The organism is Bifidobacterium sp. LH_449, from assembly GCF_056356755.1.
In genome coordinates this window covers 1-19,166 of record NZ_JBKEUV010000012.1, presented here as the reverse complement: position 1 = coordinate 19,166, position 19,166 = coordinate 1, and the positions used below count along the sequence as shown (strand labels likewise).

Annotated in this window: 14 protein-coding genes; 9 read left to right on the top strand and 5 right to left on the bottom strand. The window is 61.3% G+C overall.

Annotated elements, in window-relative coordinates:
- The first annotated feature begins 306 nt into the window (after positions 1-306).
- A complete protein-coding gene (locus AC1AX7_RS08750; protein WP_476509702.1) occupies positions 307-912 on the top strand; it encodes an ECF transporter S component in 606 nt (201 codons plus the stop codon).
- A gap of 190 nt (positions 913-1,102) precedes the next feature.
- Here the strand turns inward: AC1AX7_RS08750 and AC1AX7_RS08745 are convergent, their stop codons facing one another.
- Complete coding sequence (locus AC1AX7_RS08745) at positions 1,103-1,585, bottom strand: GNAT family N-acetyltransferase (protein WP_476509701.1); 483 nt, start codon at positions 1,583-1,585, stop codon at positions 1,103-1,105.
- Between the two features lie 388 nt (positions 1,586-1,973).
- On the opposite strand from AC1AX7_RS08745, the gene AC1AX7_RS08740 reads away from it, so the two are divergent.
- From AC1AX7_RS08740 to AC1AX7_RS08720, 5 genes are all read left to right on the top strand, one after another.
- Positions 1,974-2,921: an Abi family protein gene (locus AC1AX7_RS08740; RefSeq protein ID WP_476509700.1), complete on the top strand. Its 948-nt coding sequence runs from the start codon at positions 1,974-1,976 to the stop codon at positions 2,919-2,921.
- Positions 2,922-3,214: 293 nt separating this feature from the next.
- Complete coding sequence (locus AC1AX7_RS08735; protein WP_476509699.1) at positions 3,215-4,579, top strand: ATP-binding cassette domain-containing protein; 1,365 nt, start codon at positions 3,215-3,217, stop codon at positions 4,577-4,579.
- A 260-nt stretch (positions 4,580-4,839) separates the two neighbouring features.
- A complete protein-coding gene (locus AC1AX7_RS08730) occupies positions 4,840-5,304 on the top strand; it encodes a MarR family winged helix-turn-helix transcriptional regulator (RefSeq protein WP_476509698.1) in 465 nt (154 codons plus the stop codon).
- A gap of 43 nt (positions 5,305-5,347) precedes the next feature.
- A complete protein-coding gene (locus tag AC1AX7_RS08725; RefSeq protein WP_476509697.1) occupies positions 5,348-7,183 on the top strand; it encodes an ABC transporter ATP-binding protein in 1,836 nt (611 codons plus the stop codon).
- Positions 7,180-9,003 carry an ABC transporter ATP-binding protein gene (locus AC1AX7_RS08720; RefSeq protein WP_476509696.1) on the top strand — a complete coding sequence of 608 codons (1,824 nt, stop codon included), beginning with the start codon at positions 7,180-7,182 and terminating at the stop codon, positions 9,001-9,003. Before AC1AX7_RS08725 ends, AC1AX7_RS08720 begins: the two co-directional genes overlap by 4 nt.
- A gap of 125 nt (positions 9,004-9,128) precedes the next feature.
- On the opposite strand, the gene glnA is transcribed toward AC1AX7_RS08720, so the two are convergent.
- The 4 genes from glnA to AC1AX7_RS08700 form a co-directional block, all read right to left on the bottom strand.
- Positions 9,129-10,565, bottom strand: a complete 1,437-nt coding sequence (gene glnA / locus AC1AX7_RS08715) for a type I glutamate--ammonia ligase (protein ID WP_476509695.1) — start codon at positions 10,563-10,565, stop codon at positions 9,129-9,131.
- 240 nt (positions 10,566-10,805) lie between these two features.
- Positions 10,806-11,591 carry a DUF4191 domain-containing protein gene (locus AC1AX7_RS08710; RefSeq protein WP_476509694.1) on the bottom strand — a complete coding sequence of 262 codons (786 nt, stop codon included), beginning with the start codon at positions 11,589-11,591 and terminating at the stop codon, positions 10,806-10,808.
- Between the two features lie 82 nt (positions 11,592-11,673).
- A complete protein-coding gene (lpdA, locus tag AC1AX7_RS08705) occupies positions 11,674-13,152 on the bottom strand; it encodes a dihydrolipoyl dehydrogenase (protein ID WP_476509693.1) in 1,479 nt (492 codons plus the stop codon).
- Positions 13,153-13,329: 177 nt separating this feature from the next.
- Positions 13,330-13,929 carry a DUF3043 domain-containing protein gene (locus AC1AX7_RS08700; protein WP_476509692.1) on the bottom strand — a complete coding sequence of 200 codons (600 nt, stop codon included), beginning with the start codon at positions 13,927-13,929 and terminating at the stop codon, positions 13,330-13,332.
- 139 nt (positions 13,930-14,068) lie between these two features.
- Between AC1AX7_RS08700 and AC1AX7_RS08695 the strand changes: the two genes are divergently transcribed.
- The 3 genes from AC1AX7_RS08695 (at position 14,069) to AC1AX7_RS08685 (ending at position 18,921) form a co-directional block, all read left to right on the top strand.
- Entirely contained in the window at positions 14,069-15,436 is a 1,368-nt protein-coding gene (locus AC1AX7_RS08695) for a M20/M25/M40 family metallo-hydrolase (protein WP_476509691.1), read from the top strand.
- Between the two features lie 276 nt (positions 15,437-15,712).
- Positions 15,713-16,312 (top strand): ECF transporter S component, encoded by a 600-nt coding sequence (locus tag AC1AX7_RS08690; RefSeq protein WP_476509690.1) that lies wholly within the window; start codon positions 15,713-15,715, stop codon positions 16,310-16,312.
- Between the two features lie 77 nt (positions 16,313-16,389).
- A complete protein-coding gene (locus AC1AX7_RS08685) occupies positions 16,390-18,921 on the top strand; it encodes an ATP-binding cassette domain-containing protein (protein ID WP_476509689.1) in 2,532 nt (843 codons plus the stop codon).
- The last annotated feature ends 245 nt before the right edge of the window (positions 18,922-19,166 follow it).

Here is a 19,166-nt window from a genome sequence, read left to right as displayed (position 1 = left end):
CATTCATGGCGGATTGTGTTGTTTGAAGTTATTTCTGTCTCCCGCAGGCAGAAAAAGAGCCCCCGGATTTTGAGCACTGCCAGGAGGCTTGGAGGCTGCCGTTGGCATAGCGATATAACGATTGACGTGTGAATGCAAGAGGATTGGTCCGCCATATTCGTCGCATGGTGTACAGTGTCCGATGACACGGGAGCCCGAAGGGGCTGAGAGGAAGCGGACGCTTCGACCGTATGAACGTGACCGGGCAATTCCGGTGTACGGAGTCTCTCTCTACCCGTGCCTTTGAAAAGAAGAAAGGCACATATCATGTCACAAACCGTAAAGAACGCAGTCGTCCATTCCCGCAAGTGGCGCGTCGTCGATATCGTCGTCGCCGCAGTCATCGCGGTGGCTTCCGGCGTGGTGTTCTGGGGCTGGGACATCGTCTGCGGAGCGCCTTTGGCGTTGTTCGAAGCGGTCACCCCCGGTTTCGAAGGTCTGCTGAACGCATTCTGGTTGTTCGCCGGACCGCTGGCCGCAATCATCGTGCGTCGTCCGGGCGCGGCATTGTTCGCGGAAACCGTCGCCGCACTGCTTGAACTGACGTTGGGCAACCAGTGGGGCGTAGGCGGATCCCTGGTCGTCGGCATCGTGCAGGGCGCAGGCGCCGAACTCGCCTTCCTCGTCTTCGCATACCGCAAGTGGAACTTCCCGGCCACCGTACTGTCCGGCGCGCTGTCCGGACTGGGCTGCGGCATCTACTACTGGCTCACCAACCCGGGCTGGGGCACGCTGCGCGCCTCCATCTATCTGGGCACTTCCATCATCTCCGGCGCAGTGCTCGCCGGTGTCCTGATGTGGTATCTGCATCGCGTCATCGCCCGTACCGGCGCGCTCGACCGTTTCGAATCCGGCCGTGCCGTACGCGCATAAAACCATGCGGCATCGCTGATCGGCGCCGCCGGACGGCATCATCAAATCACAACCGCGAATAATCCCGAAAACGCCGCCGAGCGATCGCATACGCCGGCGGCATCGCGGCGATGACGGCGGGCCGTTGCCCACGGGCGGCCCGCCGTTTTTTGCATGGATGCCATTGCTATGCGATATCTGCATATCTGCCTTATGACGCCGGTGCGATACGCCGTCCCTTCTCCATGACGTAGTTGGTCAGCGTCACGCCTCGCCGCGTCACTTCCTGCGTGCGTACCGTCCTATATCCGCGATGTTCGAAAAACGGTTTCGCGCTGATGGATGCATGCGTGGTGATGACGCTGTCGCACCGCCGTTCCAATTCATCGCAGATCGCGGTGGCGATCCCCTCACCCTGATGCGCCGCATGGACGTACAGCCGGTCCAGATAACCGTTTGCGGCCATGTCCCCGAATCCGACAATGGTCTGGCCTTCGTCTTCATCTTCGTCCAAGGCCACGATGGTGTAATGCTCCAGGAAAGACCTGTTCCACTGGTCCATGTCGATGTTCTGCGGGGCCCAGGCATCCAATTGCGCCGCTGTGTAATCCTTCGCATTGACGGTATGAACGGTGGCTCGGAACAGTTCGATGATTTCACTGCAATCCGACGGGCGATACTGCCTTAATCGCATGGCGCCTCCGCATGATTCCACGACTTTTCGTCCATCGATGGTACCTTGCCCGCTCTATGTCGTATTGATTCTTTAGACGTCTTTGTGCTGGTCTGCGTGACAAACGGTTTTTGCCGCAGTCGATGCGGCATTAAATGCGGGTATGGAGAAGTATGTTCTAGGGGTCCATCCATGGGGGCGAAGAAAAGAGCGGTTTGAGTGGATTGTTGATACCACGCTCAAAATGAGGAAGGCATCTAAGCCATATCTTGAATGGCCTAAATCGCGAGATATGAGGAAGCACAACGATTTTGCCCGGGTTTGCCGCAGAACATGTAGAGGCTGAGCAGGGACGCTTCCGCCGGATCTGAGACGCGCCAATGTGACAAAACAGGCAGGAGAAGCGACAATGAACAACGACGGTACCCCGCACGCGAGCATCCAAGATGCGGCGAACCCCGCGGGGTCGTTCTCTTTCCAGCCAGTCAAACCGCCGCTATCGTTCGAACGTCAGGTCGATCTCATGCAGGAGCGCGGGCTGGTCGTCGACGATAAAGCCGAAGCCGTGCGATGGCTGTCTCAAACCAACTATTGCAGGATCCGTGGATACTGGCTGGCATACGAGGACGACGGCAAGTTCATCACAGGCACAACCCTGAAGGACATCCGGGAAACATATCGTCTTGACACCGAGCTTCGGCTGTGGCTATGGGAGGCGATCGGTCCGATCGAAATCAAAGCGCGTACCGCTCCTGCCTGCCATCTGGGCATGGCCTGCGGTCCGCTCGCCTACGGGCAGGCCGAATGCTTCTCAAACGAAAAAGACCACCGGCACTCAATGGAAAGCTTCCACCGCGAACGTGACCGCGCGTTAAGGGACCGCATTCCATGTGTGGTGCACAATATGGGTAAATACGGCTGCCTTCCTATCTGGGCCGCCGTGGAGATTATGTCGATGGGAACCAGGTCTCGGCTGTACGGCAACCTGTCGAATACGGCCGCATACGCCAATGGGATGACGGTAAGGAAAGCCGTCGCGAATGACTTCGGCGGCGTTCCCCGTCACGCGGAAAGCTGGCTGAGGCATCTGACGTATATGCGCAATCTGTGCGCTCATCACAGCAGGCCCTACAACAGAACGATGACCATGAAGCCGGCTTTGCTCAGAGTGGACGCTCGATATGCCGGTTCGAAACTGTTCCCGACGATACTTGTGATTCAACGCATCTATGAATCCCTTTGGCCGGAATGCCGGCCGATGACGGCGAACGATCTTGTTTCGCTGATCGACCGCCATCCATCCGTATCGTCGACATCTCTCGGCTTCCCGGATAACTGGCGCGTCGTATCACGGTAGGATGAATCGGAAAAGCAAGCTGCGAAATAAGTGAAGAGGTCGTCCCGCAGTCACACTATTGATGGTATCCTGATACCGGATGGAATCGTTCTCCCCATATGCCAAGGAGGGCGCGCGAGAAAGGGCAGCGGATAGTGCTTATCTGAAAGGCGACGAATACCGTCGGCAGAACCGTGCGCGTCGAAGCGCACTGCCGCGCGTTGCCTTCAGGGCCCGACATACGGTTCCGTATTCGTCGTTCGCATCAGATGCATATCACAACAGCAGTGCGCCTTGTATGAAAGGCATCCAATATGATGTTGACGCTATCCGATGTCTCCTATACCTATCCGCAAGCCCCCGACCCGCTTTTCGAACACGTTTGCACGACCTTCCCCGACGGATGGACCGCCGTCCTCGGCGACAACGGCATCGGTAAGACCACGCTCATCAACATCGCCATCGGAAAGCTCAAGGCCGATCGGGGCAATATCGGCCCTGCGCCGGGAACGTTTGTCAGTGCGTACTGCGCGCAGGAGACGACGGCCAAGCCGGACAACATCGACGATTTCGCCTCGGATTGGTCGCCGTATGCCATGGCCGTGCGCAACGCGCTATGCATCGACGACGCCTGGCTCTACCGTTATGAAAGCCTGTCGGGAGGCGAGGCGAAACGCGTGCAGCTTGCCTGCGCGATGGCGGCGCAGCCTGACCTGCTCGTTTTGGACGAGCCGACCAATCATGTCGACGCCCGCACGCGCGACGCCATCATCGCGGCGATGCGCCGATATCAGGGCATCGGCATCGTCATATCGCATGACGTCACGCTGATCGACGAGACGTGCGGGCGATGCGTCGTCTTTGAACGGCGGCATGTCGGCACGCGCGACATCACCGTCGTCAACACGTATTCCGGCGGATACACGCAGACGGCGGCGCAGATCGAAGCCGCGGCGGCGCATGACGATAAGGCTCTGGCGGCCGCCAAGGCCGAAGTCGGAAGGCTTCAGTCGGTGCAGGCGCAACGCTTCCAAAACGTGCAGCATGCGAATTCGCGTATGGCGGCGGGGTCTCGTATCAATGCGAAAGACCATGATGCGATCGGCCGGCGCCATCTTGCGAAGGCGACCAGCGTGGACGGTGCCGCGTCGCGCGCGTACGCGCAGATGGGCGCCCGCGTGGCCGAGGCGAAAAGCAAAGCCGCCGGCATCATGATCCCGGCGTTAAGTATCGGCCCGACCGACCATATCGGCATGACGGGCCCGAACGGATCGGGCAAGACCACGGTGATACGCGCGTTGGAGGCCGCCCTGCCGGATGACGTGCCGACCCTGACGATCGGGCAATGTCTGGATGATGCGACGGTCTGCGCCTCGCTGGATCGTCTGGCCGTGCTTCCACGCGAAGCCCGTGCCGCGGTGTTGGGCGCGTACGCCCGATTGAACGCCGATCCGGACCGGCTGCTTGCAGGCGGCGCGCCGTCGCCGGGGGAGAGCCGCAAGCTGCTGCTGGCTCTGGGCGTGGTCGACGGTCCGCAGCTCGTCGTCATGGATGAGCCGACCAATCACCTGGATCTGTCGTCGAAACAGGCGTTGGCCGCATGCCTTGCCGATTTTCCGGGCGCCCTTGTGCTGGTCAGCCATGACGAATGGTTTTTGCGGCAGGCGATGCGGCATTGAAGGATGCGCCATTGCAGAATGAATGGCGAGGAGTCATATAGGAATGTGATGGCCATGAAATCATAAACGCAATCAAATGCGGAAATCCGAGGTCGTTATTGCCGTGTCGCAATTGTCCGAAATCGGATTATCATGAAATACTATTGTCTGAATTTTGACAAAGTCGCGTGTCGGCAGGATGTGCGGGTCGCATCATGCTCGACGGATGCGTGACACGGCAATGATTGCGATGCCGCTGTATGACTGCAGAGGAGGGACCCATGACCGACGGCGCTTCGGTATTGCTGGAACGCTTCAATCGTTCCTGGAAAGGCATCGATCGCGTATACCACGAAATCGCCCGTCGCAGCGGCCTATCCGACTGCGCGTTCTGGATGCTGTACGCATTGCGCGAAGCAGGCAGCGCGATGCCGCAGAACGAACTGTCGCAGGTTTGGCTCTATAGCAGGCAGACCGTATCGTCCACGCTCCGTCAGCTCGAGGGGCGCGGATTGGTCACAGTCGACTATGCGGCCGGCAGCCGAAGGGAAAAGCAAATCGATCTGACCGAGGCCGGCGTGCGATTCGCACACGACAATATCGATCCGGCTATGGGTATGGAAAAGCAGGCGCTCACCGAACTGAGCGCGTCGGAACGCGACATGATGTTCGAACTGATCGACCGTTATGCGCATCTGCTGAACAATGCGCTGAACACCGGCAGCGACGGCGATCACCACGAATAACAACGATTGCACAACGACGGACAAGGGAAGGAGCAACCACACCGTGAGACTGCTGTTACGATTCCTCAAACCATACAAGGCGCTGACGGCCGCAACCGTATTCGCGCTGTTGCTCGATGTGGCGGGCGTGCTGTTCATCCCCACCATTCTTGCCTCGATGATCAACATCGGAGCCACCGAAGGCGGCATCGACAATATCGTGTCCACCGGCGTTCTGATGCTCGTCGTCACCGTGCTGTCGGGCGCAGGCGCATTGGGCGGTAGCTATCTGTGTGCAAAACTGTGCTCCGACGTGGGCCGCGACATCCGTAACGCCATCTACGATTCGTCGCTGCGTTACGCCGACGGCGACTTCAAGGAATTCGGCACCGGCTCGATGATCACACGCACGCTGAACGACGTCAACGTCATCCAGCAGACGCTGATGATGAGCCTGCAGATGCTCGTCCCCGTGCCGATCATCTGCGTGATGGGCATCACTCTGTCGTTCGTGATCGACGTGACGATGGGCTGGGTGCTGCTGCTCACCGTGGCCATCGTCGCGGCGATCACCGTGTTCGTCGTGGCCAAAGCCGTTCCGATCTTCGACAGGCTGCAACGGTTCATCGACCGCATGAACACCGTGCTGCGCGAAAACATCACCGGCGTCCGCGTCATACGCGCGTTTGGACGCGACCTTCATGAACGCGGGCGCATGGGCAAAGCCTTCTCCGACTACGCCGACAGCGCCATCAAAGTGAATCTGATGTTCGCGGGACTGGACAGCCTGTCGTTCTTCTTCATCAACATCGTCATCGTCGTCGTCATCTGGATCGGCGGCGACCGCGTGGGCGCGCATGCGATGCAGATCGGCGACATCACGGCGCTGGTCGAATACGCCATCCTGATCCTCTTCTACATCATGATGGCCGGATTCGTGATGTTCATGGTGCCGCGTGCATTCATCTGCCTGGGACGCGCGAAGGAGGTCATCGACCGCAAGCCTTCGATCGAGGACGGAGTCTCCGACACCGCCACCGACCGCGGCGCCGCATCCGCATGGAACAGCCAGACCGACGACGGCGAACCGATCGAAAACGAGAAGGTCGTATGCTTCAACCACCTCACCTTCCGTTTCGCGGACGGCGCCGAAGACACGCTGCGCGACCTCACGTTCTCATGCCGACGCGGCCAGACCACGGCCATCATCGGCCCGACCGGCTCAGGCAAATCAACGGTCGCGCGCCTGATGCTGCGCCTGATCGACGCGACCGACGGCCGCGTGCTCGTGCAGGGACGCAACGTCAAAGACATGACCCAGCATGAACTGCGCGAACGAATCTCCTACGTGCCGCAGAAAGCATGGCTGTTCTCCGGCACCATCGCCGAAAACCTGCGCTACGGCAACCCCGACGCCACCGACGAGGCACTCTGGCACGCGCTCGACGTGGCCCAAGGCTCGTTCGTGCGCGAACTGCCCGACAAACTGGAGTCACGCGTGGCGCAAGGCGGCACGAACTTCTCCGGCGGGCAACGGCAACGTCTCGCCATCGCCCGCGCATTGGTGAAAAAAGCCGACCTGTATATCTTCGACGACTCGTTCTCCGCGCTCGACTTCGCCACAGATGCGGCGCTGCGCCGCGCATTGGCAAGCGAGATGAGGAACGCGGCCATGCTGATCATCGCACAACGCGTGAGCACCATCGTCAACGCCGACCAGATCATCGTACTGGCGGATGGCAAAGTGCAGGGCCGTGGCACGCATGAGGAGCTTATGCGCGATTGCCCGACCTATCAGGAGATCGCGCGCTCGCAGATGCCGGCCGAAACACTGGAATCAATCGAACGACCGGCCGCGGCAGGCCAAACGGACAACCGGAAGATGGAGGTGACCCGATGAGCGAGGCAACCGCGACACCGACCCATGACGACGAAGAGGAACTGGAGGTTCCCCGCGACCTCAAAGCCACCGTGCGCCGTCTCTGGTCCGTCGCAAAATCACAGCACTGGCGCATCTTCGCCGTATGCGTCAGCATCGTATTGTACGTCGCCGTCACATTGGCCGGACCGATGTACACCGCCTATCTGATCGATCTGATCTGGGGCGAGGTGCAGGCCGCCTGGCAGTCCGGCGAACAGTTCCGCATCACCTGGCGCAACGGCGGGATGCAATGCCTGGGGCTGTTCGGTCTCTATACGCTGCAGTGGGCGTTCTATTCGACGCAGACCTTCGTGATGGCCAGCTTCGCCGAGCGCATCAACCTGATTCTGCGCAACCAGGTGGGCGAGAAACTCACCAAACTGCCGCTCAAGTATTATGACGCGCATCAGCCCGGCCGCATCATCAGCCGTGTGACCAATGATCTGGACAAGATGAGCGAGGTGCTGCAGACCGGTCTGCTGCGTCTGCTCGTCGCCATCGGCCAGGTGACCGGCGCCGTCGTGATGATGGTGACGATCAACGTCTGGTTGGCTGTGGTGTTCCTCGTATTCGCCGTCGGATCGACTTTCGTGACGCGGTTCGTGGCATCCAAGACCTTGGTGCTGGCGGCCGAACGACAGCGGGCGGTCGGCATCCTCACCGGACATGTGGAGGAGGCGTATTCGGGCCGTTCGATCATCCGCGCCTTCAACCAGGAGGAGTCCAGTTCGGAGCGCATCCATCAGGCCACGCAGGACGTGGCGGATACGATGCGTCGAGCCGATTTCATGACCAATGCGATCAGCCCCGCAATCCGTCTGATCGTTCGTCTCTCACAGGTCGTCATCGCCGTGATGGCGGGCCTGATGCTGGCCGCCGGACAGCTTAGCGTGGGCGTGTTCCAGGCCTTCTTCCAATACATCAACCAGGCTTCAGAACCGTTGACGCAGATGTCGTTCACCATCAACAGTCTGCAGTCGGCGCTGGCTTCGGTGGAACGCGTGTTCGACATTCTGGATGAGGAGGAGATCGAACCCGAACCGCCCGAACCTGCGCATGTGCGCGAACCGCTGCGCGGCCGCGTCGATTTCTCGCACGTCAGATTCGGCTACGACACGGAACGTCCGCTGATGAAGGACGTCTCGTTCGTCGCCGAACCGGGCCACCGTACCGCAATCGTCGGCGCCACGGGAGCAGGCAAGACCACGCTGATCAACCTGCTCATGCGGTTCTACGAGATCGACGGCGGCCGGATCCTGCTCGACGGCGTCGACACCCGTCGGATGAACCGTACCGAACTGCGTGGCGAATTCGGCATGGTGCTGCAAGACGCGTGGCTGTTCGACGGCACGATCGCCGAAAACATCGCCTACGGGCGTCCCGACGCCACACGCGAGGAGATCGTCGCGGCCGCGAAGATGGCCCGCGTCGACTATTTCGTACGCACGCTGCCCGACGGCTACGACACCAGATTGGCGAACGATGCGGAAAACATCAGCCAAGGCCAACGGCAGCTGCTGACGATCGCCCGCGTCATCCTGTGCGATCCGAAGATCCTGATCCTCGACGAGGCCACGTCGTCCGTGGATACGCATACGGAGCGGGAGATCGGCAAGGCGATGGACACGCTGATGCGCGGACGGACCAGTTTCGTCATCGCGCACCGCCTGTCCACGATCGTGGACGCCGATCTGATCCTGATGATGGACCACGGCACGATCATCGAACAGGGGACGCATCATGAGCTGCTGGCGGCCGACGGCGCCTATGCCCGCCTGTACAATTCCCAGTTCGCCTGATCCCAGGCATCCGGCTTCGGTTTCGGTTTCGCGTCGGATATGAATGTGCCCCTTGGCTTTGTCGCCAAGGGGCACATTCATATCCGACGCAGGCCATTGCGGGGCAATGACCTGCATCGGAAATGTCAGATGTGGAAATACAGTTCGTATTCCAGCGGGGTCGGGCACAGGCGGGCCTGATCGATTTCGCCGCGCTTGAGGCCGATCCAGGTTTCGATCAGGTCTTCGGTGAAGACGTCGCCGGCGGTCAGGAAGTCGTGATCGGCTTCCAGCGCGTCCATGGCCTCGGACAGGGAGCTCGGGACCTGCTTGATGCCGGCATGCTCTTCCGGCGGCAGTTCGTAGAGGTCCTTGTCGATCGGTGCCGGCGGCTCGATGTGGTTCAGGATGCCGTCCAGGCCGGCCATCAGCTGGGCGGAGAAGGCCAGGAACGGGTTGCAGGAGGGGTCCGGGGCGCGGAATTCGATGCGCTTGGCGGCCGGGGAGGTGCCGGCCAGCGGGATGCGGATCGCGGCGGAACGGTTACGGGCCGAATACACCAGGTTGACCGGGGCCTCGAAGCCCGGAACCAGACGATGATAGGAGTTCAACGACGGGTTGGTGAAGGCCAGCACGGAGGAGGAGTGCTTGATCAGGCCGCCGATGTACCAGCGGGCCATGTCGGACAGGCCGCCGTAGTTCTTCTCGTCGAAGAACAGCGGCTTGCCGTCCTTCCACAGGGACTGATGGCAGTGCATGCCGGTGCCGTTGTCGCCCGCGATCGGCTTCGGCATGAAGGTCGCGGCCTTGCCGGCCTGAGCGGCGGTCTCATGGACGACGTACTTGTACTTCATCAGATCGTCGCCTGCATGCTGCAGGGAGTTGAAGCGGTAGTTGATCTCCTCCTGGCCCGCGGCGCCGACCTCATGGTGGGCGCGTTCGAGCACCAGGCCGACCTTCTGCAGATTGGACACCATGTCGTCGCGCAGGTCCTGGGTGTGGTCGATCGGGGGCAACGGGAAATAGCCGCGCTTGACGCGGTTCTTGAAGCCGATGTTCGCGGTGCCGTCGTCTTCGACGTCGCGGCCGGAGTTCCACGGGGCTTCGACGGAGTCGACCTCGTAGAAGGAACGCTGCATGGAGTTTTCGAAACGGACCTTGTCGAACAGGAAGAACTCGGCTTCCGGAGCGAAGTAGGCGGTGTCGGCGATGCCGGTGGACTTCAGATAGGCTTCGGCCTTGGCCGCGACCTGACGTGGATCGCGCGAATACGGTTCGTCGGTCAGCGGGTCGACGATGGAGAAGGAGACGTTCAGGGTCTTGTGCTTGCGGAACGGATCGATGTAGGCGGTGGTGACGTCCGGGATGAGCTTCATGTCGGACTCGTTGATGGCCTGGAATCCCTCTATGGAGGAACCGTCGAAGGCCATGCCGTCGTCGAAGGCGTCCTTCAGGAATTCGCTGGCCGGCACGTTGAAGTGCTGCTGAACGCCGATCAGATCGGTGAATTGGACGGAGACGTATTCCACGCCTTCCTTGTTGATGAGGGCCTCGGCATCGGCCTTGGTTTCCAGTGCAGTCACGGGACCGCTCCTTTCCATGTGTTCCATGAAAAAAAGTAACTTACGGGTTCCAAGTGTAGAGGAAAGCGTTTCGCCCACTCGCGGTTTGGGTTACGAGAATGTTTCGTGATGGGGGCGCGACCGTGTCCAAAAGGTGTTCCGGATAAGGGAAAAGCCCCGGGAAAGGGCTTTTCCCAGGGCTTTCGGGGCGTCGCCCGTCGTTCAGGACGATCCAAGAGCACGCCCGGATTCTGATGACGGTCAGCGTCCGCGCATCGCACGGCGGCTGATCTTCTGCGGGCGGTTCGGGTCGATGCCCTTCGGGATGCCCATGCCGGCCTTGTTCTGCAGCGTGCGCAGACGGCCGTTCAACGTATCAAGCTCCATCTTGGTCAGCAGGAAACGACGCTTGGGATGGATGGCGGCCATGAGCTTGTTCTTATGATGGGTCGGCTCGTAGCTCTTGCTCTTGATCACCGTCTTGCGCAGCTTCTGCAGGCTCACCTGATGCTCGCCTTTGCCGACGTAGATGCGGTAGACCGGAATGGAGGAGCCCGCGGTCACGCCCTTGATGCGCTGTTCCTGGCGGTCCATCGCATGAACGAGACGCTTGTAGTCGCCCTCGCCCAGCAGGTAGATGCCGTTGAAGCCGGTGCCGCGCCAGATGACGTCCTTGGTCTTCGGATCGATCCAGACGGGTTCCTGCGGGAAGGTGAAGCCGGCCTTGCTGATGTTGCCCAACACGCTGATGGCTGCTCCGGGACGTCCTTCAAGCTTGGCATAGCCGACCTTATCCGCACGATTCGTCAAAGTGATGGTGGCCAGCAGCGCGCCGATCATGATGAACGTGACCATCGTGAAGATCCAGGTGAGCCACGACCAGTGGAATACGAGGCCCAGAACGATGCCCACGATGACCGGGGCGAGCGCCGCGCCCGCCAGGAACCAAGGCAGCTGCTTGTCCGATTCATGCGTGTACTTGTAGATCTGGATGATCTGCTTGAACAGATGCTGCTTGCCCTTCGGCTTCTCTTCCTTTTCTGCCATGCTTCCTCACTTGGTTGACGTGGTTGAACACACTGAAACGTTAGTCTATCAGCATCGCCGGCGTTTTCGTGCCGTTTTGCCGTCACCTCGTATGCAACGGGCGTCCGTCGGCCTTGAGCAGCGCCTCCCCGAAAGTCTCGCCGAACGTGGGGTGGGCATGGATCAGGCGGGCGGCGTCGGCGAGCGGAATCGCATTGCCTACGACCTGCTGCGCTTCCGCGATCAGGTCGCTTGCGGTCGGCGCGACGATATGCACGCCGAGCACGACAGGCACGCCGGGCCGGTCGGCCCTTTCGCCGCAGACGACCGACATCGCGCCGCCGGTGCCGCTCATCATGATGCGCGCGTTCGACATCATCGGATACGCGGTTTCCGTCACGTTGACGATGCCGTCATGCGCTTTCGCCTGGTCGAGCGTCATGCCGACGGTGGCCGCCTCCGGCGTGCTGAACACGATGCCTGGAACGGTGTCGTCGTCGACCGGGCGGGGGGCCAGTCCGGCGATGCTTTCCGCGATGACGATGCCCTGTTCGAACGCGCGGTGCGCCAGCGCGGGGCCGCGTGTGATGTCGCCCAACGCCCACACGTGGTCGATGCTGGTGCGGCCGTATTCGTCCGTCACGACCAGCCCGCGTTCGTCGCGTTCGATATTCGCCTCATCGAACCATGCGTCATCCGTGTTCGGGTCGCGTCCGATCGCGACGAGCGCGACGACGCCGATCGCGCTGAACTGCCCGTCCTTGCCTTCTCGCGTGTAATGCACGGTGGCTCCGAGATCGGCGCCGGTGTCGATCGACGTGATTCGGGTGTTCGTAATGATATTGACGCCTTGCTTTTTCAGTTCGCGGGTCAGTGCGGCGCCCGTCCGCCTGTCCCAGCCCGAAAGGACGCGGTCCTTGCGGATCAGCAACGTCACGTCGCATCCTGCGGCGTTCCACATCGAGGCGAATTCGATGGCGATGGCGCCGGCTCCGATGATGACGGCGCTATCGGGGAAAGTGTCCGCTTCCAATGCCTGTGTGGAATCGATGACCGCTTTGCGGAACGGTTCGCCGGGAAGCGGGCGTGGCCTCGATCCGGTGGCGACGATGACGTCGTCCGCGACGATGTCGACGTTGCTCCCCATGGATTGCGGGGTGTCCGGCTTGTCGAATCGCAGGATTTCGGCGTTGCCGTCCGATGGCGTCACATGGATGATGCGTTGCGCGTCCAGTGCGGCCTCGCCGCGGAAGACCGTGATGCCGCGTGCGCCGACCAGCGAGGCGAGGCCTTTCGTCATGGTCGAGACGACGCCGGTGCGGTAGCTGCGCAGTTTGCCGAAATCGACGGATGAGATGGCTGCTTCGATGCCGAACATCTCGCTATGTCGGATGACGTTGGCCGTATGCGTCGCAGTGATCAGCGCCTTTGACGGAATGCATCCGCGATTGAGGCAGGTGCCGCCCAACGTGGCGTCGCGTTCGATGAGGGCGACGCTTTTGCCCAATTCGGCGGCACGCAACGCCGTTGAGTATCCGCCGGGGCCTGCGCCGATGATTGCGATGTCGAATTGCTGCTGCATGTCCGCCTCCTCGTCATTGAATGAGCTGTCACCGATGATAACCAGTGGTCGCCGTGAAAACTCGCGATTGCCGAACCGTCATTCCGGTTTCCACATATGTAATCATGATAAACAGGAACGCCGCCGGCATTTCGCCGACGGCGTTCGGATGAAACGGCAAGGTCGATGCGGGGCGGGTCACTCCGGCCAATGTCCACGCTTCGGGTAACGCGGCTTGGGCATGCGCCAGCGGCGCAGCTGGATGGCGCGGCTCCACGCGTAGGATCCGGAACGCATGCCCTTGGCGACGGAGCGCTCGCCGAACTTTTCGATGAGCTTCTTCTTGAGCTTGCGCCACATGAGTATCACATCGATCACGACGGCGGCCAGATAGACATACAGAAGTATCATCGTCGCAAGATACAACGCCGGCCAGATGGTCATCACGACCATCGAACAGATGAGAATGCCGAATGCGACCGGAATGAAGAATTCACCCAGGTTGAAGCGGGCATCGACATAGTCGCGAATGTAGATGCGCCACGGCAGACGTTCGGCTTTCGGCATATGGGCGATGTCGCCGCGCTGCATCGCCTCGTATTCGGCGTTTTCCTTGTCTCGCTGACGCTGCTTGGCGGCTTTCGCGCTGGCCTTGCGGTCCTTGGGCACCAGGGGTCGCAGGCCCGCTTCCTGCGCCTGCTTGCGCTTCGGCGTAGGATGACCTTTGCCTGCGGACTGCTGGGGCGCGGTTTTGACGGGCTCCTGTGCCTTGTCCTCTTCCTTTTTAAACAGATTCATGCCATAGAGGGTACGGTGAAGCCTAGACGCCTTGCACGGCGGGCGAAGCCTGTCGCGGCCGCTCATGGCCGTACAATGGCATCTGATAATCGTATTCTCGATATCGCTTTCGGATATCGCGTATGTAAAAAGGAGAGTCATGGCAGTCGTGACTACCGACGAGATTCGCTCCCGTGTGGAAGAGGATTGGAATCGCATCGTCGACCTGCTCAATCGCAAAATCGCATTGCAGTCGATTTCCGCGCATGGCATCACCGGCGAGCACATGAAGCGTTCGGCTGAATTCGTGGCCGAAGAACTGCGCAAGGTGGGCGTGGACGCCGCCGTCGCACAGGCGCATAACGCGGACGGCACTCCCGGCGCCTGGGAGGTGATCGGCTCCAGGATCGTCGACCCGCAGGCTCCGACCGTACTGCTGTATGCCCACCATGACGTGCAGCCGGTGCCGGACCCGGCCGAATGGAACACGGACCCGTTCGTCGGCACCGAAATCGACACTCGTCTCTATGGCCGTGGGGCCGCCGACGACGGCGGCGGCATCGCCATCCATTCCGGCGCGTTGAAGGCGCTGGGCGACGATCTGGGCGTCAACATCAAGGTGTTCATCGAAGGCGAGGAGGAGATGGGCTCGCCGAGCTTCATCCCGTTCATCGAAGAGCATCGTGACGAATTCGACTCCGACGTGATCATCGTGGCCGATTCGGGCAACTGGGCCCCGGAGATCCCGAGCCTGACCACGTCGCTGCGCGGCAACACCTGCGTCGACGTGCACGTCAAGGTGCTGCACCATCCGGTGCATTCCGGCCAGTACGGCGGCCCGATCCTCGACGCGAACACGCTGGCCGCGATGCTGATCGCCTCCATGTATGACGAAAACGGCGATCTGGCCATTCCGGGTGTCGCGGCGGAAGAGCCGATCGGCGGTCTGCAGCAGGATCTGGACGAGGCCACCGTGCGCGCCGACGCCGGCATCGTCGACGGCTATCGTCTGGCCGGCACCGGTTCCCTGGCCGCCCGCCTGTGGACCAAGCCGAGCGTCACCGTCATCGGCTTCGACGCGCAGCCGGTGGAAGGCTCGTTCAATGTGGTCAGCCCGGAGACGACGTTCCGTCTGTCCCTGCGCACCGCGCCGAACCAGCGCCCTCAAGAGGCGCAGGCCGCTTTGACTAGATTCCTTGTCGAACATGCTCCGTTCGGCGCCGAAGTGAGCGTCGAGCCGGGCGAAAACGGCATGGGCTGGGCCATGGATCCGAGCGCCGAAGCCACGAAGGATGCGCTTGAAGCGATGGAGGAGGCCTTCGGCGTCGCCCCGATCAACAAGGGCGAAGGCGGTTCCATCCCGTTCATTCCGGAACTGCAGCGCATCTTCCCCGACGCCCAGGTGCTGGTCACCGGTCCGGAGGATCCGAAGGCGAACGCGCACAGCCCGAACGAATCGTTGAGCCTGCCGGGCCTGAAGAAGAACATCGTCACCGAAGCGCTGCTGCTGGCCAAGCTGGCCAGGTAGCTCCGTCGTCCGTGACGAACGGATGAGCATCGAAGGCGGTCGAATGCCATCGGCCGCCTTCATTCTGTCATGGGCCTTTTCTATAGTGTTGCCCCGGACACGGGGGCTGCGTCCGGTGTTCGGCACCGGAACGCGGCTGAGATGAGGGAAACCTCGACCGATTGAACGTGAAACCAGATAATGCTGGCGCACGGACGTCTCTCTTTCCCGTGCCTTCAATGAGGATGTTCACGGGTGTGATGCCTGTGAACCGAAACGAAAGGCACAAGGCAATCTATGTCTGCACAAATTACCATGAAGTGGCGCGTCGTCGATATCGCAGTGGCATCCGTGATCGGCGTGGCTTCGGCTTTGATCTACTGGCTCTGGTCGATTATCACCACCGCGCCGTGGAGCGCGCTGGAACTGGTCGTTCCCGGTCTGGCGGGGGTGCTCAACGGCATGTGGCTGTTCGCCGGTCCTCTGGCCGCGGTTATCGTGCGCAAGCCGGGCGCGGCGGTGTACGCCGAAGTGATCGCCGGCGTGCTGGAGGCGTTGCTGGGCAACCAATGGGGCGGCGCAGGAACGTTCATGATCGCACTGATTCAAGGCCTGTTCGCTGAAATCGTGCTGCTCGCCTTCATGTACAAGAAGTGGAATCTGCCGGTGATCGTGCTTTCCGGCGCGGTGTCCGGCATCGGCTGTTGGGGATACTCCTTCTTCACCCATCTGCAGGCCATCGATCTGACTGGCAGCTACGGCGTCGTGTATCTGCTGACCACAATCGTCTCAGGCGCCGTGTTCGCAGGTCTGCTGATGTGGTACCTGTATATCGGCATCGCCAAAACCGGCGCGCTTGACGCGTTCGCGTCCGGTCGGGAGATCCGCGAACACTGATATTCCCGTATTCCGCACTATTCAATCGAATCGGCGTCACACCGCAGGTCGGCAGGCAAAGGAACCGAAGGGGAACAATGTCCGATAATGCAACCTTGAGCTTCGAGAATTGGGGCTATCGACATGCTTCGCGAAAACAGTTTTCGGTACGTGGCTTGAACCTTACCGTTGAAGCTGGGCAGCGAGTGCTGCTGTTGGGAGCTTCAGGCATTGGAAAATCGACCATTCTTGCCGGCGCGGCGGGTCTGCTTGGCGGTGAGGAACATGCCGAGCAGACCACCGTCTCCTCACAAGGCACGCAGACGCTGGTCGACGCGGACGGTGGCGTCACCGAAGGCCGTGTGCTGGTGGACGGCGTCGACGTGCATAAGGCCCGCGGCCGCGTCGGCTTGGTGCTGCAGGATCCGGACGCCCAAGCGGTGTTCCAGCGTCTGGGCGACAACGTGGCGTTCGGTCCGGAGAACCTCAACGTCGAACGTGAGGAGATCTGGCGTCGTGTGGACGATTCGATGAACGCGGTCGGACTCCATGGCGTGCAGCTGCATCGTTCCGTTCTGCATTTAAGCGGCGGTCAGATGCAACGTCTGGCATTGGCCGGAGCGCTTGCCATGCGCCCGGGCGTGCTGCTGTTGGACGAACCGACCGCGAATCTTGACCCGCAGGGCGTCGACCAGGTGGTGGGGGCGGTGCGTGATGTACTTGATCGACAGCATTCCACAATGGTGCTGGTCGAGCATCGCGCGGCCCCATGGATTGGCATGATCGATCGCGTTATCGTATTGGGATTGCAATCCGAAGGCCGGCAATCGGCGCGCGTGGCTCAGGAGGGTGACGAAGAGGAGGTCAACCGCAGCGGATTCCAACGCACGGTCGTCGTTGCGGACGGCACGCCGGATGAAGTGTTCAACGATCCTTCCCTTGACTTCGCCGAGCTCGGCATCTGGGTGCCGGACCGTTACCGCCGTCCGGAAGATGACATCACCCGCATCCATACGGATGACGAGCCTGAATATTCGCCGGACGCCGGTACCGGCAAAGCCGTGCTGAAGGTCGAGGACCTATCCATCGGACGTGACGGCCAAGCCATCGCCGAACATATCGACATTGAGTTCCATCCCGGCCAGATCACCGCTCTGGTGGGCGCGAACGGCGCCGGAAAATCCACGTTGTCGCTGACCCTCGCCGGCCTGCTGGAACCGGTCGCCGGCCATGTGCATGCCAGCGCGAGCCTGTCGATCGGCGCCGAAGGCGATGAGCCGATTGGCTGGAAATCCACGCAGCTGACCTCACGCATCTCCTATGTTTTCCAAAATCCGGAGCACCAGTTCGCCTGCGGAAGCGTTATGGATGAGGTGATGCTGGGCCCCCTGCGCGCAGGCGTGGGGGAGCAGGAGGCCCGCGACCGTGCCACGGAGCTGCTGAAACGCTTCCGTCTGAGCCAATACGCCAATGCGAACCCGTACACGTTGTCCGGCGGCGAAAAACGCCGTCTGACGGTGGCCTCCGCGCTGGCGGCCGCCCCGCGCGTGCTGATTCTGGATGAGCCGACCTTCGGCCAGGACCGCCGTACATGGATGCAGATCGTGCGCCTGATCCACAGTCTGCGCGGTGACGGCGTCAGCATCATCATCGTCACGCATGACCGAGATCTGGTCACGGCCTTGGGCGCCCGCGTCGTCGAACTGCTGCCGGAACGCGCGGCCGCCGAATGGCGTGAGACGCACAATGCCTACGGCGTCGAAAGCGTCCTCGGAACAGAGCTGGCGCAAAACGCATCGCACTCCCCAACGGATATGCTGGTGCCCGTCAGCGCAGTCAACGAGCGTAAGGAAGACACGAAAGCCGCCAGCCGCTCGCCGTTCCTCGCATCCATCAATCCCGCGTTCCGTCTGATCGGAGCGATTCTCGTCTCATTGCCGCTGCTGCTCAGCCTCGACACGCTATCCGCCTCGGTGGCGCTGGCGCTCGAACTGGTGCTGCTGATGATGCTGCGCTTCACGCCATGGCGCATACTGCGCTCCACCTGGCCCGTGTTCATCGGCGCGCCCAGCTCGGCTCTCGCAGTGCTGCTGTATGGCAAATCCGGCGGCGACATATGGTGGCAGTGGGGCCTGATCCTGGTCACCGACCGTTCCGCGCAATTGGCGCTCGCCACCGGACTGCGTATCCTGGCGATCGGCATACCGGCCATCATCATGATGCTTGGCCTGGACGCCACCGACCTGGCCGACTCGTTCAGCCAGGTACTGCATCTGCCCGACCGTTTCGTCTACGGCGGTCTCGCCGGCATGCGCCTGTTCTCCGTATTGCAGGACGATTGGGCCGCCCTGACCGCGTCGCGACGTTCGCGCGGCCTCGGCGACGACAACAAGATCAAGGCGTTCTTCCCGCAGACCTTCGCATTGCTGGTCCTGTCGATCCGTCGTTCGACGACATTGGCCACGGCGATGGAAGCGCGCGGATTCGGCGGAACCGGCCCGCGCTCGCATGCGCGCGTCAGCGTGGTGCGAACGCGCGACTGGCTGTTCGTCGCAGGATGCCTCGCAGTGCCTGCGATCGCGTTGCTATGCGCCGTATATTGGGGGACCTTCGCGCCGTTCGGCGCATGATCCGCTACCGCCGATGCGGGCCGGGGCCATGGCTCAAGGCCCGCGCGACGGCGATCGTTGCGGCGATGATGGTGATTCGCGGCTTATGACGGAACGTTTTAAGGGGATTCCGGCATGAAGATGAACTGCACCCCAAAAGTTGGATTGGAAATATTCTGATCTGATTTTTGGAGGTACGGTTTCTCATGTCACAGGACGGAAGAAGACGTTACAGCGACCGGTACATGCGACGCGTCGCCGGTCTG

Coding starts and splice junctions, on each gene's coding strand:
- AC1AX7_RS08750 (WP_476509702.1), top strand. CDS start 307: ATGTCACAAACCGTAAAGAACGCAGTCGTCCATTCCCGCAAGTGGCGC.
- AC1AX7_RS08745 (WP_476509701.1), bottom strand. CDS start 1,585: ATGCGATTAAGGCAGTATCGCCCGTCGGATTGCAGTGAAATCATCGAA.
- AC1AX7_RS08740 (WP_476509700.1), top strand. CDS start 1,974: ATGAACAACGACGGTACCCCGCACGCGAGCATCCAAGATGCGGCGAAC.
- AC1AX7_RS08735 (WP_476509699.1), top strand. CDS start 3,215: ATGATGTTGACGCTATCCGATGTCTCCTATACCTATCCGCAAGCCCCC.
- AC1AX7_RS08730 (WP_476509698.1), top strand. CDS start 4,840: ATGACCGACGGCGCTTCGGTATTGCTGGAACGCTTCAATCGTTCCTGG.
- AC1AX7_RS08720 (WP_476509696.1), top strand. CDS start 7,180: ATGAGCGAGGCAACCGCGACACCGACCCATGACGACGAAGAGGAACTG.
- AC1AX7_RS08710 (WP_476509694.1), bottom strand. CDS start 11,591: ATGGCAGAAAAGGAAGAGAAGCCGAAGGGCAAGCAGCATCTGTTCAAG.
- lpdA (WP_476509693.1), bottom strand. CDS start 13,152: ATGCAGCAGCAATTCGACATCGCAATCATCGGCGCAGGCCCCGGCGGA.
- AC1AX7_RS08700 (WP_476509692.1), bottom strand. CDS start 13,929: ATGAATCTGTTTAAAAAGGAAGAGGACAAGGCACAGGAGCCCGTCAAA.
- AC1AX7_RS08695 (WP_476509691.1), top strand. CDS start 14,069: ATGGCAGTCGTGACTACCGACGAGATTCGCTCCCGTGTGGAAGAGGAT.
- AC1AX7_RS08690 (WP_476509690.1), top strand. CDS start 15,713: ATGTCTGCACAAATTACCATGAAGTGGCGCGTCGTCGATATCGCAGTG.
- AC1AX7_RS08685 (WP_476509689.1), top strand. CDS start 16,390: ATGTCCGATAATGCAACCTTGAGCTTCGAGAATTGGGGCTATCGACAT.